Origin of the sequence: Caulobacter flavus (assembly GCF_003722335.1) — a bacterium.
GTDB lineage: Bacteria > Pseudomonadota > Alphaproteobacteria > Caulobacterales > Caulobacteraceae > Caulobacter > Caulobacter flavus.
This window is the reverse complement of record NZ_CP026100.1, coordinates 2,700,638-2,715,147: the sequence shown is the minus strand read 5'-3', so window position 1 is coordinate 2,715,147 and position 14,510 is coordinate 2,700,638. Positions and strand designations below refer to the sequence as shown.

Below are 14,510 nucleotides of genomic sequence, written 5' to 3'. Positions count from 1 at the left end.
TGTTCGGCCGACTCTTTTTTGCTGGAACCCGGCCGATCAGGCCGCTTCGGCCTGTTCGGCCGGCAGGCGGATCAGGTAGTCGAAGGCCGACAGCGAGGCCTTGGCGCCCTCGCCCATGGCGATGATGATCTGCTTGTACGGCGTGGTGGTCGCGTCGCCGGCCGCGAAGACGCCCGGCATCGAGGTCTCGCCGCGGTAGTCGACCTCGATCTCGCCGCGGTTGCTGAGCGCGACGTTCGAGTCCTTCAGCCACTCGGTGTTGGGCACCAGGCCGATCTGCACGAACACGCCCTCCAGGTCGACGCGGTGGGCCGTGTCGTGGTTGCGGTCCTTGTAGGACAGGCCGTTCACCTTAGCGCCGTCGCCATGGATCTCGGTGGTCATGGCCGAGGTGACGATGGTGACGTTGGGCAGGCTGGCCAGCTTGCGCTGGAGCACGGCGTCGGCCCGCAGCTGGCTGTCGTACTCGATCAGGGTGACGTGGGCGACGATGCCGGCCAGGTCGATGGCCGCCTCGACGCCGCTGTTGCCGCCGCCGATCACCGCCACGCGCTTGCCCTTGAACAGCGGGCCGTCGCAGTGCGGGCAGTAGGCCACGCCCTTGTTCTTGTATTCAGCCTCGCCGGGGACGTTGACGTTCCGCCAGCGGGCGCCGGTGGACAGGATCACGGTGCGCGACTTCAGGCTGGCGCCGTTCTCGAGCTTGACCTCGATCAGGCCGCCCGGGGCCTTGGGGGCCACCAGGCCGACGGCCTTCTGCAGGTTCATCACGTCGACGTCGTATTGCTTGACGTGCTGTTCCAGCGCCGTGGCCAGCTTGGGGCCCTCGGTGTGCTGCACCGAGATGAAGTTCTCGATGGCCATGGTGTCGAGCACCTGGCCGCCGAAGCGCTCGGCGGCGACGCCCGTGCGGATGCCCTTGCGGGCGGCGTAGACGGCCGCGGCCGCGCCAGCCGGACCGCCGCCGATGACCAGCACCTCGAAGGCGTCCTTGGTCTTGATCTTCTCGGCCATGCGCGCCTCGGCGCCGGTGTCGAGCTTGGCCAGGATCTGCTCGACCTCCATGCGGCCCTGGCCGAACGGCTGGCCGTTCAGCAGGATCGTCGGCACGGCCATGACCTGGCGCTGCTCGACTTCCGCCTGGAACAGCGCGCCGTCGATGGCGACGTGGCGGATGCGCGGGTTCAGCGCGCTCATGGTGTTCAGCGCCTGCACCACGTCGGGGCAGTTCTGGCAGGACTGCGAGAAATAGGTCTCGAAGCTGTAGTCGCCGTCCAGGGCCTTGATGCGCTCGATCACCTCGGCGTCGAGGCGCGGCGGGTGGCCGCCGACGTGCAGCAGGGCCAGCACCAGCGAGGTGAACTCGTGGCCCAGCGGCAGACCGGCGAAGCGGACGTCAGCGTCGCCCTCTCTGCTGTTTGGGGCGGCGCGGGTGATGGCGAAAGAGGGCTTGCGGGCGTCGTCGCCCGACAGGTTCAGGCTGACCTTGTCCGACGTCGCGGCGACGTCTTCCAGCAGGGCCAGCATGTCTTTCGAACCCTTGTCGTCGCCGAGGGAGGCGACCAGTTCGATCGGCTGGCGCAGGTTCTGCAGGTAGGTGGTCAACTGGGTCTTCAGACCGGCGTCCAGCATGAGGCGCGCTCCCAAAAAGCTAAAGGGGGAGAGGAAAAGGCGTTCGATTGTCGGGGGAGGATCGAACGCGGCGAACGATCGAGAGGTTGCGCGCCGCCCGTCCGATGACGGGCGGCGACGCGGCAGTCAGTCTTAGATCTTGCCGACGAGGTCGAGCGAGGGAGCCAGGGTCCTTTCACCCTCTTCCCACTTGGCCGGGCAGACTTCGCCCGGGTGCGAGGCCACGTACTGGGCGGCCTTGATCTTGCGGAGCAGTTCGATGGCGTTGCGGCCGATGCCTTCGGCGGTGACTTCCATGAACTGGATCACGCCTTGCGGGTCGACCAGGAAGGTGCCGCGATCGGCCAGGCCGATGCCCGGACGCATGATTTCGAAGTTGTTGGTGATCGCGCCCGACGGGTCGCCGACCATGGTGTACTTGATCTTGCCGATGGCCGGCGAGCTGTCGTGCCAGGCCTTGTGCGAGAAGTGGGTGTCGGTCGACACGGCGTAGATCTCGACGCCCAGGCGGGTGAAGACGTCGTAGTTGTCGGCCAGGTCTTCCAGCTCGGTCGGGCAGACGAAGGTGAAGTCGGCCGGGTAGAAGAAGAAGACCGACCACTTGCCCTTGGTGTCGGCGTCGCTGACCGTGACGAACTTGCCGTCCTTGTAGGCCTGGGCGGTGAAGGGTTTGATCTCGGTGTTGATCAGCGACATGGGACGCTCCGTTGGAAAAGGATGCGTCGTAGGTATCGCGATGCAGCAAATAGGTCCAATCGATAAAATCAGTTCCGAAGATAGATCGAGCCTATCTCCATTTCAGGACGCCTTTCGCTCGAGCTGAGCCATGGCGGGCGCTTGTGGCGCATAGGGTTCGGCGGCGGGCAGGCAGCGCACCAAGACCTCTGCGGTGAGGCCCGGATCGGTGGAGATCGGCGGCGCCTCGCCGAACACCGCTCGCCAAAGTCCGATCAGTTCTTCGCAGGTGCGGTCGGTCAAGCGGCGGGCTCCTTCCGAAGAGGGAAAGCCTTACGCCGCAAGGGGTTGCTGGTTAACGAGCGGGACTGGAGCAGAAAATCCCCCTCTCATCGAGAGAGGGGTTTGGGATGCCCTTACCTCACCGGCAGTTCGAATGGCGTCGCCGGCAGGCGGTTGGCGCCGAACAGGTTCAGCACCGGGCTGTCGGCCCAGGCGAAGCGGACCTTCACGGCGGCGTAGCCGGCCGGAACCGTCAGGCGGACCTTGTCGCCGTCCAGGCTGGCGTCGACGAAGCGGCACGACTCGGCGGAGTCGCAGAGTTCGAATCCTGCAGGGCGCCCCGATCCGTACGCGACAGCCGGCTGGTCCAGCGTGACCACCACCTCGGCGCCGTCTCGGGCGGCCGAGACCGGCGCGGGTCCGGAGGCGTTGAGGGCCGTCTCGCCATAGGCCAGCTTCCTGGCCAGGCCGCCGAGGCGAAGGCCGACCTGCAGCTTGTCGGCCGGATGGATGTCATAGGGCGAGCCGAGATCGACGGCAGAGGCCAGACCCGTGTTGGGATCGGCCGCGACCGTGCGGCGCTGGACGTCGCGCAGCTCGGCCCAGCGCGAGACGCCCGGCTTGTTGACCTGCGGGCCGAAGGCGGCCAGTTGCACCATCAGGAACGGCGCGTCCGGTGCATCGAAGGCCCGGCGCCAGTCGGCGATCAGGGCCGGCATCAGCCGCGCGTACTCCTTGGCCTCGGTGACGTTGGCCTCTCCCTGATACCAGGCGAAGCCCTTGACGCCGTAGGGCGCCAGCGGGGCGATCATGCCGTTGTGCAGGGTCGACAGGCCCGAGGTCCCCAGCCACGGGGCGTGGGGCGGCAGGCCGGTGTCAGACAGCCTGGTCGAGACCTTGTAGCGCCAGGTTCCGCCCAGCGGCGCGAACGAACCGTCGGCCAGCTTCAGGCCCTTGTCCTGGGCCGGACCCCAGGCCCCGCCGCCGCCGCCCACGTCGACGGCGCGCACGGCGACGACGTTGCGACCAGCCTTCAGCGTGCCGGCCGGCACGGCGTAGGCGCGCTTGACGTCCCAGCCCTCCTGCGAGCCGACCTGGCGGCCGTTGACGAAGCTGGTGTCGATGTCGTCGACCGGCCCCAGCACCAGGGTCGCGGCCTGCGCCGCCTGGGCCTTGGTCAGGGTGACCTCGGCGCGCAGCCAGATCGTGCCGTCGAAGGTTTCCAGGCCCGGATTGGTCTCCCAGAACTGCTCGGCCGGCATGGTCGCCCAGGCGCGGTCATCGAAATCGGGCTTGGCCCAGTTGGCCGCGTGCGGCTCGACCCTGGCGGCCCAGCGATCGAGCATCGCGCCCCAGCGGGCCATGCCCTTGACCGGATCCTTGGCGTAATCGGCCAGAACCGACAGGCCCTCGTCGTAGCCGCCCAGCGCCTTCAGGCCCGGGCCGCTGATCCAGTCCTGGATGATCGAGCCGCCCCAGGTGGCGTCGATCAGGCCGACGGGCACGCCAGCCGCCTTTCGGATGTCGCGGCCCATGAAGAAGCAGGCGGCCGAGAAGTTGTTGGCGGTCTCGTAGCTTGACGTCTTCCAGACGGCCTGGACCGGAAGCTTGTCCGTCGGATAAGGCAGGCTGGTGCGGCCGGTCTGCAGCAGGCGCACGTGCGGATCGGTCGCGGCGGCCGCCTCGGCCTCGCCGTTGAGGGCGCGGCGCAGCGGATATTCCATGTTCGACTGGCCCGAGCACAGCCAGACGTCGCCGATCAGCAGGTCGGAGATCGTCTGGGTCTCGGCGCCGGCCTTCACCGTCAGCGTCAGCGGCGTCCCGGTCGCCGGGCGGGCGTCCAGCAAGGCGACCCACCGCCCCTTGGCGTCGGCATTCGCCAGGCCCTGCTCGCCGGAGAGATCGAGGGCGACGACGGCGTTGGGCGCGGCGACGCCCCAGACGGCGATCGGCTTGTCGCGCTGGAGCACCGCGTGGTCGGTGAACACCGAGGCCAGCAGCGGCGCGGCGGCGGCGGGAGCGGCGAAGGCCAGGGCGGCGGCCCCGGCGAGCAGGTGACGGGTCAGGCGCACGCGATGTCTCCGCTGCTTTAACAACAACTCAAGTCGTCATCCCGGCCGGAGCACAGCGAAGAGCCGGGACCCAGGGGCGACCGCAGTGCGCCGGCCCCTGGGTCCCGGATAGCCTCTGCGAGGCTTCCGGGATGACGACCTCTTGGTCTTGTAGGTCTAGTCCGCCTTGGCCGGGCAGGTCGTACCGGTCGGGTCGGTGGTCAGCTTCACGCCGCTGATCGAGACCGTCAGGGTTCCGGCCGTGGCCAGCGAGAACGGGGCCTCGATCTTGGTGACGTCCGTGCCGGCGGCCTGGAAGCACTTCAGCGGCACCTTCAGGCTGGTCCACTCGCCGGCCTTGGCGCCGGTCAGAACCGAGGTGACGTCGAGCTTGCCGGCGCCGATGGAGAGGGTGGTCCTGGCCGACGGGGCGGCGTCGACGCGCCAGTTCACCTGCAGGGCGATCTCGGCGTTGGTCTGGAAGGTCAGGTCGAAGGCCTTGTCGGCGGCGATCTCGGCCGCGGCAGGCACGCCGCCGGCGAAGGTCAGCTGGCGGCCGGCCTCCTGCACGTTGCCCGCGTCGACCGGCTTGATGTGCACCGAGGTGGTCGGCAGCAGGCGGAACTCGAACGGCGCTGGGGTCTTGCCGCCGACGAAGTAGTAGCTGTCGTTGGCCGCGATGGCGGTGACGCCCGAGACTTCCGAAAGCTTGGCCACCCTGCCCGGCTTGGCGTAGGACAGGCCGTAGCCGTAGGCGAACAGCGGCGAATAGCTCTTGTCGCCCTTGTTCAACGAGGTCTGGGCCGCGGTCTTGGGCCAGCTGAACGACAGCTTGCCGTTGAAGTCGCGGCGCGGCTTGCCGGCGGCGTCGCCGACCAGCACGTCGGCGATCCCACCGCCTTCCGAGCCGGGCAGCCAGGCGGCCACGAAGGCGTCCGAGGCGTTCAGCTCCGGGTTCACCCACAGCGGGCGGCCCGACAGGAACACCGCCACCACCGGCACGCCGGCGGCCTTCAGCTTCTTGAGCAAGGCCAGGTCGGTCTTGTCGCCCGGCTGATACTCGAGGGTCTTCAGGTCACCCACGCCCTCGGCGTAGGGCTGCTCGCCGAACACCACGACGGCCACGTCGGGCTTGTCGCTGAACGAGCCGTCGACGCTGAGCGTCGCGCTGCCGCCCGAAGCCTCGACCGCGTCCTTGAAGCCCGAATAGATCGACTGGGCGTTGGGGAAGTCGCTGTTCTTGTTGTCCGTGCCCTGCCACGACAGCGTCCAGCCGCCCGACTGCTGGCCGATGTCGTCGGCGCCCGAGCCGGCGACCAGCACCTTCGCGCTGGCCTTGATCGGCAGGACGCCGTCGTTCTTCAGCAGCACCAGCGACTTGGCCACGGCCTCGCGGGCGATGGCGCGGTGGTCGGCGTTTCCGAGCACGCCTTCGCGGCCCTCCCACGGACGATCGGCGCGGAACAGGCCCAGCTTGGCCTTCACCCGCAGGATGCGGCGCACGGCGTCGTCGATGCGGGCCATCGGCACCTCGCCCGACTTGGCCTGGGCAAGCAGGTTGTCGTAGAGGCCCTTCCAGCTGTCGGGGGCCATGTACATGTCGAGACCCGCATTGGCGGCCTGGGCGCAGTTGGTCGGCGTGCAGCCCTCGACCTGGCCGTGGCCGTTCCAGTCGCCGACGACGAAGCCGTCGAAGCCCATGCGGCCCTTCAGCACGTCGGTCAGCAGCGACTTGTTGCCGTGCATCTTCTGGCCGTTCCAGCTGTTGAACGAGGCCATGATGGTCATGGTCCCGGCGTTGATAGCCGGGACGTAGCCCTGGGCGTGCAGGCGGATCAGCTCGGCTTCGGAAACCTGGGTGTCGCCCTGGTCCTTGCCGTTGGTGGTGCCGCCGTCGCCCAGGAAGTGCTTGGCGCTGGCCGCCACGTGGCCCTTCTGCAGGGCCTGGCCTTCGCTGACGGCGCCTTGCAGGCCCAGGATCATCTCGCGGGCGTACTGGCGGACGATCTGCGGGTCTTCCGAATAGCCCTCGTAGCTGCGGCCCCAGCGGTCGTCGCGCGGCACGGCCAGGGTCGGACCGAAGGCCCAGTCGAAGCCTGACACCGCTGTCTCCTGGCCCGTGGCGGCGCCGATCCTGCGGATCAGTTCGGGATCCCGGGCAGCCCCCAGGGCGATGTTGTGCGGGAAGAGCGTGGCGCCGACGAGGTTGTTGTTGCCGTGCACGGCGTCGATGCCGAACATCAGCGGAATGTTGGTCCCGCCGCGTTGGGCGGCGGCGTCGCGGAACGCCTTGACGGTGTCGACCCACGGGCCGACCGGCGAACGGTCGGGCGCGCCCAGCGGCGGCGAGCTGCCGCCCGCCAGGATCGAGCCCAGCGGATAGGTCTTCAGGTCCTCTGCCTTGATCGAGGCCGTGTCGGCCTGGATCATCTGGCCGACCTTCTCCTCCAGCGTCATCTTGGCCAGCAGGCCGTCGACGAAGGCCTCGGTGGCCGGATCGACCAGGCCCTGGCTCTTGGCCGCAGGCCACAGGGCCGGATGGGCAGTGCTCCTGGGACCGTCGGCGGCGAAGGCCGGAGCCGACAGAAGGGTGGTCGCCATAAGGGCGATGGTCAGGGTCCTGGTGTTCATGCTCCCCCGCTCTTCCTTGCTTATCGGCGGTCTGGAAGCCGCCTGGATGTTACCGGTATCGAAAGCTCGACGCCGATGCATACACGGTCTAATTAATACGACAAACACCGAGACAACGAATTTTAGGGAGACGTTGCAATGGGGGTCGTTCGAAGCGCTTTGCTGGCTGGAGCCACATTGACAGCGCTGTATGGCGCAAAAGCCTCGGCCGAAACCCGCACCCTTTCCTCCCCTGACGGCGCGATCTCGATCCAAGTCTCCGACGAGTCGGGACAGGCCCGCTACGCCGTCGCCTACAAGGGCAGGACCCTGATCGCGCCCTCGGGTCTGGGCCTGGAGCTGTCGAAAGGCGGCCGCCTGTCCTACGGCGTCAAGATCGTCGGCGCCGAGACGACCAGCGGCCAGGATGCCTACGACCTGCCCGCCGCCAAGGTCAGCCACGTGGCCCAGGCGCGCAACGAACTGACCGTCGACTTCCAAGAAGAAAGCGGCCGCAGGCTGCGGGTCGTGTTCCGGGCATACGACCAGGGCGTGGCCTTCCGCTACGTGCTGCCCCAGCAGGAGGCGACGGCGGCTGCGAACGTCAACGACGAGGTGACGGGGTTCTCGTTCCCCAGGGACTACGGCTGCTTTGGCCTCAACCTCGGCAAGTTCGGCACCAGCCACGAGGGCGAGTTCGACGCCGTCCAGGCCTCGATGTTCCGCGAGCACAACCTGTTCGACGCGCCGCTGGTCTGCCAGGGCGATAACGCCGCCTTCGCGATCGCCGAGGCCGACCTCAAGGACTGGGCGGGAATGTACCTGACCGGACGGGGCGACGGGCGGCTGGGCCTGTCGGTCAAGCTGTCGCCGCGCCTCGACGGCTCGGGCACGGCGGTCAAGACCCGGCTGGGCGCCGACGTCGTCTCGCCCTGGCGGGTGATCATGATCGCGCCCAAGGCCGGCCAGCTGGTCGAGAACACCCTGCTGACCACGCTGAGCGCGCCGTCGGTGGTCGCCGACACCGGCTGGATCAAGCCCGGCAAGGCCGCCTGGGACTGGTGGAACGGGCCCTCGCTGAAGGCCGTGCCCGAGGCTGGCATGAACCCGCAGACCATCAAGGCCTATATCGACTTCGCCTCGGCCAACGGCCTGGAATACATGCTGATCGACGAGGGCTGGAACGTCGGGGCGGGCGGCGCCTCGGTGGTGCGGCCGGGCGTCGACGTCACCCGCCCCAAGCCCGAGCTCGACCTGCCCGGCCTGATTTCCTACGGCCAGGACAGGAAGGTCGGGATCTGGCTCTGGCTGAACTGGAAGGCGCTGGACGCCCAGATGGACGAGGCCCTGCCCCTCTACGAGAAGTGGGGGATCAAGGGGATCAAGGTCGACTTCATGGACCGCGACGATCAAGCGATGGTCGACTTCTACCACCGCCTGCTGAAGAAGGCCGCCGAGCACCACCTGATGGTCGACCTGCACGGCGCCTATCACCCCACGGGCCTGATCCGGACCTATCCACACTACCTGACCCAGGAAGGCGTGCTGGGGGCCGAGTACAACAAGTGGAGCGCGCGGATCACCGCGTCCCACAACGTCATGCTGGCCTATACCCGCCTGCTGCTGGGCCCGATGGACTACACCCCCGGCGGCTTCCGCAACGTGACGCCCGACAAGTTCGAGCCGCGCGACAAGCTGCCCTTCGTGCAAACTACACGCGGCCAGGCCCTGGGCATGTTCGTGGTCTATGACAGCCCGTTCGCCATCGTCGCCGACAGCCCCGACACCTATGCCGAGAGCCCGCAGGGCCTGGACTTCGCCACCGCCACGCCCACCACCTGGGACGAGGTGCGCTACGTGACCGGCGAGATCGGACAGTCGATCGTGGTGGCTCGCCGCAAGGGCGCCGAGTGGTGGGTCGGCGCGCTCAACAACGAGACCGCCCGGACGGTGAAGGTTCCCCTCGCCTTCCTGGGCAAGGGCTCGTGGAAGGCCGACGTCCGCGAGGACGGCGCGACCCCGACCAGCCTCAGGACTTCGAACCCCGAGGTCTCCGCCGCCTCGACCCTGACCCTGAAACTCGCCGCCAGCGGCGGCGCGGCCGTGCGCCTGACGCCGGTCCAGTAGCCATGAGTTCGCCCATGCCCTTCACCCGCCGCGCGCTTCTGGGCGCGACCGCCGGCCTCGCCGCCTCGCCCGCCCTGGCCGCGTCACGCGGGCCGTTCAAGGCCAGCTGGGAGTCGCTGGCGGCGGGCTACAAGACGCCCGACTGGTTCCGCGACGCCAAGCTCGGCATCTGGTCGCACTGGGGCCCGCAGTGCGTGCCCGAATACGGCGACTGGTACGGCCGGCAGATGTACCAGCAGGGCAACCCCTTCTACGAACACCACGTGAAGACCTACGGGCACCCGACGCAGTTCGGGTTCATGGAGTTCATCCCGCGCTGGAACGCCGAGGCCTGGGATCCCGAGGCCCTGATGAAGACCTATGTCGCCGCCGGCGCGAAGTTCTTCATGTCGATGGCCAATCACCACGACAATCTCGACCTGTTCGACAGCCGCCATCACGCCTGGAACTCGACGCGCGTGGGTCCCAAGCGCGACATCGTCGGGACCTGGGAGAAGGTCGCCCGCCGCCACGGCCTGAAGTTCGCCGTCTCCAACCACGCCGCCCACGCCTGGCACTGGTGGCAGACGGCCTATGGCTACGACGCCGAGGGGCCGCTGAAGGGCCAGCGCTACGACGCCTTCCGCCTGCGCAAGGCCGACGGCAAGGGCAAATGGTGGGAGGGCCTGGATCCGCAAGAGCTCTACACCGGCCCCAACATGGTCATCCCCGACGGGATGAACTCGATCGCGCAGGCCAACGCCTGGCACGACAAGAACGACGGCGAGTGGCTGGAGACCCCGCCGCCGAACAACCCCGCCTTCGTGCGCAACTGGCTCTTGCGCCAGAACGACCTCGTCGACCGCTACAAGCCCGACATGGTCTATTTCGACAACTACGCCCTGCCGCTGGGCCAGGCGGGGCTCGAGGCGACAGCGCACTTCTACAACAACGCCGTGCGCCAGACCGGCCGCACCGACGTGGTGGTGACCGGCAAGAAGCTGACCGCCTTCCAGCGCAAGGCGATCGTCGAGGACGTCGAGCGCGGCTTTTCCGACCGCCTGCGCGACGAGCCCTGGCAGACCGACACCTGCATCGGCAACTGGCACTACGACCGGGGCCTCTACGAGCGGAACGGCTACAAGACGGCCAAGGACGTGATCCAGCGCCTGACCGACGTGGTCAGCAAGAACGGCACGCTGATGCTGTCGATCCCCCAGCGCGGCGACGGTTCGATCGACGACAAGGAGGCCCAGGTCCTGGCCGACATGGCCGGCTGGATCGGCGTCAACGGCGAGGCGATCTATTCGACCCGTCCGTGGAGGATCTATGGCGTGGGTCCCACGCGCCTGGTGGAAGGCATGCAGAACGAAGGCGACGCCAAGCCGTTCGAGGCCCGCGACATCCGCTTCACCACCAAGGCCGGCGCGCTCTACGCCCTACCTCTGGTCGAGCCGGGCCGCGAAATGGTCATCGAGAGCTTGGCCGTGGGCGCGCCACACGCCGCCGGCGAGGTGCGGAAGGTCTCGCTGTTGGGCGGCGATCCCCTGTCCTTCGTCCGCGACGGCAAGGGCCTGAAGATCACCCTGCCCGAACGTCGCCCCGCCTTCACCCCAGTGGTGAAGATCGAAGGGCCGGGGCTGGCCTAAGCCTTTCAAACAACCGTATGCTCCCTCGAGAACTCGAGGGAGCATACCGCCATGACCGACCTTTCCGGCCGCACCGTGCTGATCACCGGCGCCTCGTCGGGCATCGGCGCGAACCTGGCCCTGGCCGCCGCCAGCGCCGGCGCCCGGGTGGCGGTCGCCGCCCGCCGCGCCGACAAGCTGGCGGCCCTGGTCGGCGAGATCGAGGCGGCCGGCGGGACCGCCTTGGCCGTCTCCATGGACGTCGAGGACGAGGCCTCGGTGATCGCCGCCTACGACGCGGTCGAGGCCGCCTGGGGCGCGCCCGACGCGGTGATCGCCAACGCCGGCATCAATGTCCGCGCCTCGGCGCTGGACATCGCCATCGAGGACTTCGACAAGATCCTGGGGGTCAACACCCGGGGCGTGTTCCTGACCGCCCGCGAGGGCGCGCGGCGGATGATCAAGGCCGGCGTCGAGGCGCGCGGCCGGGTGCTGCTGGTGGCCTCGATCGGCGCGCACAAGGTGCTGCCGGGCATCACCGCCTACTGCGCGTCCAAGGCCGCCACGGCCCACATGGGCAAGAGCCTGGCGCGCGAGTGGGCGCGGGTCGGCATCAACGTCAACGTCCTGTGCCCCGGCTACATCCGCACCGAGCTCAACGATGCCTGGTTCGACAGCGAGGGCGGACAAAAGCTGGTCGCCGGCTTCCCGAGGAAACGGCTGATGGACACCAGCGACCTGGAGGCCACGGCGCTCTACCTGGTGTCGGACGCCTCGCGGGCGGTGACGGGGTCGGTGTTCACGGTGGACGACGGGCAGTCGCTGTAGCTCGCCGACGGCGAGCCCCCTCCGGCCCTCTGGGCCACCTCCCCCAGAGGGGGACTGTTGCGAAATTCGGAACGTCGAAGAACAGACCAGAATCCGTTCGAGAACAGTTCGGAATCAAAAGGGGAAAGTCGTTCTCGTTTTACCCCATTATGCAACGATCCCCCAGAGGGGGAGGATCTACGCCGCAGATGCTCCCCCTCTGGGGGAGCCGTCGCGGAGCGACTGAGGGGGCCTTCCCAACGAAAAACGCCCTCCGAGCCGAAGCTCGGAGGGCGCTCTTCAGATCAGTAACGGATCAGATCAACGCAGCTTGGCGCTGACCGAGACGCCGACGATGCGCGGCTCGTTGAAGACCGAGGCCATGTAGTTCTCGATCACGCCCTTGAGGTTCTTCTCGTTGGTGATGTTGCGGCCGAACAGGGCCACCTCGTAGGCGCCGCCGGGAGCGGTGTAGCCGAGCTTCAGCCCGCCCTCGAAGTTGCCCTTGGAGTAGAACTCCTCGGTCTTGTAGAGGACGTAGTTGGTGTAGCCCTGCACGTTCCAGTCGGTGGCCGCGAACAGCGCACCGCCGTTGCCGAGCGGGTGCTCGTAGCGGGCGGTGAAGTCGACGTTGTACTCCGGCGCGTTCGGCAGCGGCTGGCCGTCGATCTGGGCGAACACGTTCGTGCCGACCGTGATCGTCGGGTTCTGCACGGTGCAGACCACCACGCCATTGAGCGCGCAGACCTGGGCGTAGACGCGCTTGTCCTTGATCTCGCTGTGCAGCAGCGACAGGCCGGCGGTCAGGGTCAGGTTGGCGATCGGGCGCCATTGGGCCTCGGCCTCCATGCCGTAGGCCTCGGCCTTGTCGGCATTGAACAGCACGCCGTTGCCGTTGCTGTCGTTGCCGTTCAGCTGGATGTCCTCGACCTTGTAGGTGAAGGCCGAGGCGTTCAGGCGCAGGGTGTTGTCGAACAGCTGGCTCTTGAAGCCGGCTTCCCACGACAGGATCGTCTCGGAGTCGGCGGTGGTGAAGTCGGCGTTGAACACGGCCGAGCGGCCCTGGATGGTCGGACCGCGGAAGCCGCGGGCGACGCGGGCGTAGACGCTGACGTCGCCGGTCACCTTGTACAGCGCCGACAGGTCCCAGCTGGGCTGGCTGTCGGACAGCTTCACATAGCGGCGGCCGGTGTAGGTGACCGCGCCCGTGGCCGTGTCGGCCGATTTCAGCAGGCGGGTCTTCTTGGTGTCGTCGGTCTGGCGTGCGCCGGCCGTGACCGTCAGGTTCGGAGTGACGTCGTAGCTGACCTGGCCGAACACCGCCCACGAGGTGTTGATGTTCTCCAGCGACACCCAGTTGTTGGGGTTGGTGCGGACGAAGAAGGCGCGCTGGTAGAAGTTGGTGATGTCGCGGCTGTCGAAATAGAAGCCGCCGACCTGCCACTTCAGGGCGCCGTCGGTGGTGCTGGCGAGGCGGATTTCCTGGCTGATCTGGTCGAGATCCTTCACCGCGCCCTGCGACTGGCCAAAGCCCACGCCGCCGTAGTTGGCGGCCGCTCCGCCGTCGGTGTCGCCGCGGCTGTAGCCGTCGGTGGTCTCGTAGGCGCTGATCGAGGTCAGCTTCACGCCGCCCAGGTCGTAGTCGATCTTCAGCGAGGCGCCGGCCGTGTCGTAGGCCTGCGGATTGTTGACCGCCTCGTCGTAGGCGACCTTGTCGCGCTCGGCGTAGGAGGTGCTGTTGGAGCCCTTCTTCAGGCCGTTGCGGTGGAAGAGGGTCGAGGTGCCCTCGTACTGGCGCACGTGGGCCGAGGCCAGGACCGACAGCTGCTCGGTCGGGGTCGCCAGGATCTGCAGGCGCAGGTCGCGCTCGTCGAAGCCGCCCATGGCGTCGCTCTGCGGCGTCTTGGTGCCGTCGGCGCTGGTCCCGGTGAAGGTGTTGTCCACCCAGTCGTCGCGGTGCTGGTAGAGGGCCGAGACGCGGAAGGCCAGCTTGTCGGCCACGATCGGGCCGCCGATGCCGCCGTCGAAGGTGGCGGTGTTGTAGCTGCCGTACGAGGCCTGGGCCTGGCCCTGCAGGGTCTGGGTCGGCTTGGCGGTGTCGAACTTGATGATGCCGGCGGTGGTGTTGCGGCCGAACAGCGAGCCTTGCGGGCCGCGCAGCACTTCGACCTGCTGGACGTCGAACACCGGGTTCGACTTCAGCACCACGTGCTCGAGGACAACCTCGTCCTGGATGATCGACACCGGCTGCGAGGCGCCGAGGTAGAAGTCGATGTTGCCCAGGCCCCGGATGTAGAAGCGCGGGAAGATGCGACCCGTGGTGGTCTCGGCGTAGAGACCGGGCACGCGGCCGGCCAGGGCCAGGATGTCGTCGCCGCCGGCCTGCATGGCGCGCAGGTCCGCGCCGCCGACCACGGCGACCGACAGCGGCGTATCCTGCAGATTCACCGAGCGGCGCTCGGCGGTGACGATGATCTCTTCGAGGCTGGTGGAGTCAGAAGCTTCCTGAGCGTTGGCGACGGCGCCGAACGCGAGCGCGCCGAGCGCGCTGGTCAGCATGAGCGCCGACCGGCCAAACGTGGTCTTGGACACGAAGTAATCCCCTTTTTACGTGGAAGTGTCTGCGGTTGTTGATTATTTCCGCATCACGGCGTTCGGATATCAGCCGCGTGCAAAACTGTCATGACACCCGCCGCGGACGAACGGGGATAAAGTCCGT

The 14,510-nt window shown here is 68.0% G+C and carries 9 protein-coding genes and 1 pseudogene; 4 read left to right on the top strand and 6 right to left on the bottom strand.

The window, feature by feature from the left end:
* Window positions 1-36: 36 nt before the first annotated feature.
* From ahpF to C1707_RS12460, 4 genes are all read right to left on the bottom strand, one after another.
* Window positions 37-1,632, bottom strand: coding sequence for an alkyl hydroperoxide reductase subunit F (gene ahpF / locus C1707_RS12475; RefSeq protein WP_101712649.1), 1,596 nt, complete (start codon window positions 1,630-1,632; stop codon window positions 37-39).
* A 132-nt stretch (window positions 1,633-1,764) separates the two neighbouring features.
* The gene (ahpC, locus tag C1707_RS12470) at window positions 1,765-2,328 is read right to left on the bottom strand and encodes an alkyl hydroperoxide reductase subunit C (RefSeq protein ID WP_101712648.1); all 564 of its coding nucleotides are present in this window, start codon (window positions 2,326-2,328) and stop codon (window positions 1,765-1,767) included.
* Window positions 2,329-2,430: 102 nt separating this feature from the next.
* On the bottom strand, window positions 2,431-2,610 hold the full coding sequence (locus C1707_RS12465; protein WP_101712647.1) for a hypothetical protein: 180 nt from the start codon (window positions 2,608-2,610) through the stop codon (window positions 2,431-2,433).
* A 113-nt stretch (window positions 2,611-2,723) separates the two neighbouring features.
* The gene (locus C1707_RS12460) at window positions 2,724-4,661 is read right to left on the bottom strand and encodes a sialate O-acetylesterase (RefSeq protein WP_240633927.1); all 1,938 of its coding nucleotides are present in this window, start codon (window positions 4,659-4,661) and stop codon (window positions 2,724-2,726) included.
* A 28-nt stretch (window positions 4,662-4,689) separates the two neighbouring features.
* Between C1707_RS12460 and C1707_RS26735 the strand changes: the two are divergent.
* A pseudogene (locus tag C1707_RS26735) lies at window positions 4,690-4,770 on the top strand (hypothetical protein); the annotation flags it as partial.
* 47 nt (window positions 4,771-4,817) lie between these two features.
* On the opposite strand, the gene C1707_RS12455 reads toward C1707_RS26735, so the two are convergent.
* Window positions 4,818-7,271: a glycoside hydrolase family 3 protein gene (locus C1707_RS12455; RefSeq protein WP_101712646.1), complete on the bottom strand. Its 2,454-nt coding sequence runs from the start codon at window positions 7,269-7,271 to the stop codon at window positions 4,818-4,820.
* Between the two features lie 177 nt (window positions 7,272-7,448).
* On the opposite strand from C1707_RS12455, the gene C1707_RS12450 reads away from it, so the two are divergent.
* The 3 genes from C1707_RS12450 to C1707_RS12440 are packed head-to-tail and all read left to right on the top strand — an operon-like array spanning window position 7,449 to window position 11,812.
* Complete coding sequence (locus tag C1707_RS12450) at window positions 7,449-9,377, top strand: glycoside hydrolase family 97 protein (protein ID WP_240633926.1); 1,929 nt, start codon at window positions 7,449-7,451, stop codon at window positions 9,375-9,377.
* Between the two features lie 2 nt (window positions 9,378-9,379).
* Entirely contained in the window at window positions 9,380-11,005 is a 1,626-nt protein-coding gene (locus C1707_RS12445; RefSeq protein WP_101712644.1) for an alpha-L-fucosidase, read from the top strand.
* A 51-nt stretch (window positions 11,006-11,056) separates the two neighbouring features.
* A complete protein-coding gene (locus C1707_RS12440) occupies window positions 11,057-11,812 on the top strand; it encodes an SDR family oxidoreductase (RefSeq protein ID WP_101712643.1) in 756 nt (251 codons plus the stop codon).
* Between the two features lie 300 nt (window positions 11,813-12,112).
* On the opposite strand, the gene C1707_RS12435 is transcribed toward C1707_RS12440, so the two are convergent.
* Window positions 12,113-14,350, bottom strand: coding sequence for a TonB-dependent receptor (locus C1707_RS12435; protein ID WP_101712642.1), 2,238 nt, complete (start codon window positions 14,348-14,350; stop codon window positions 12,113-12,115).
* Between the last annotated feature and the right edge of the window lie 160 nt (window positions 14,351-14,510).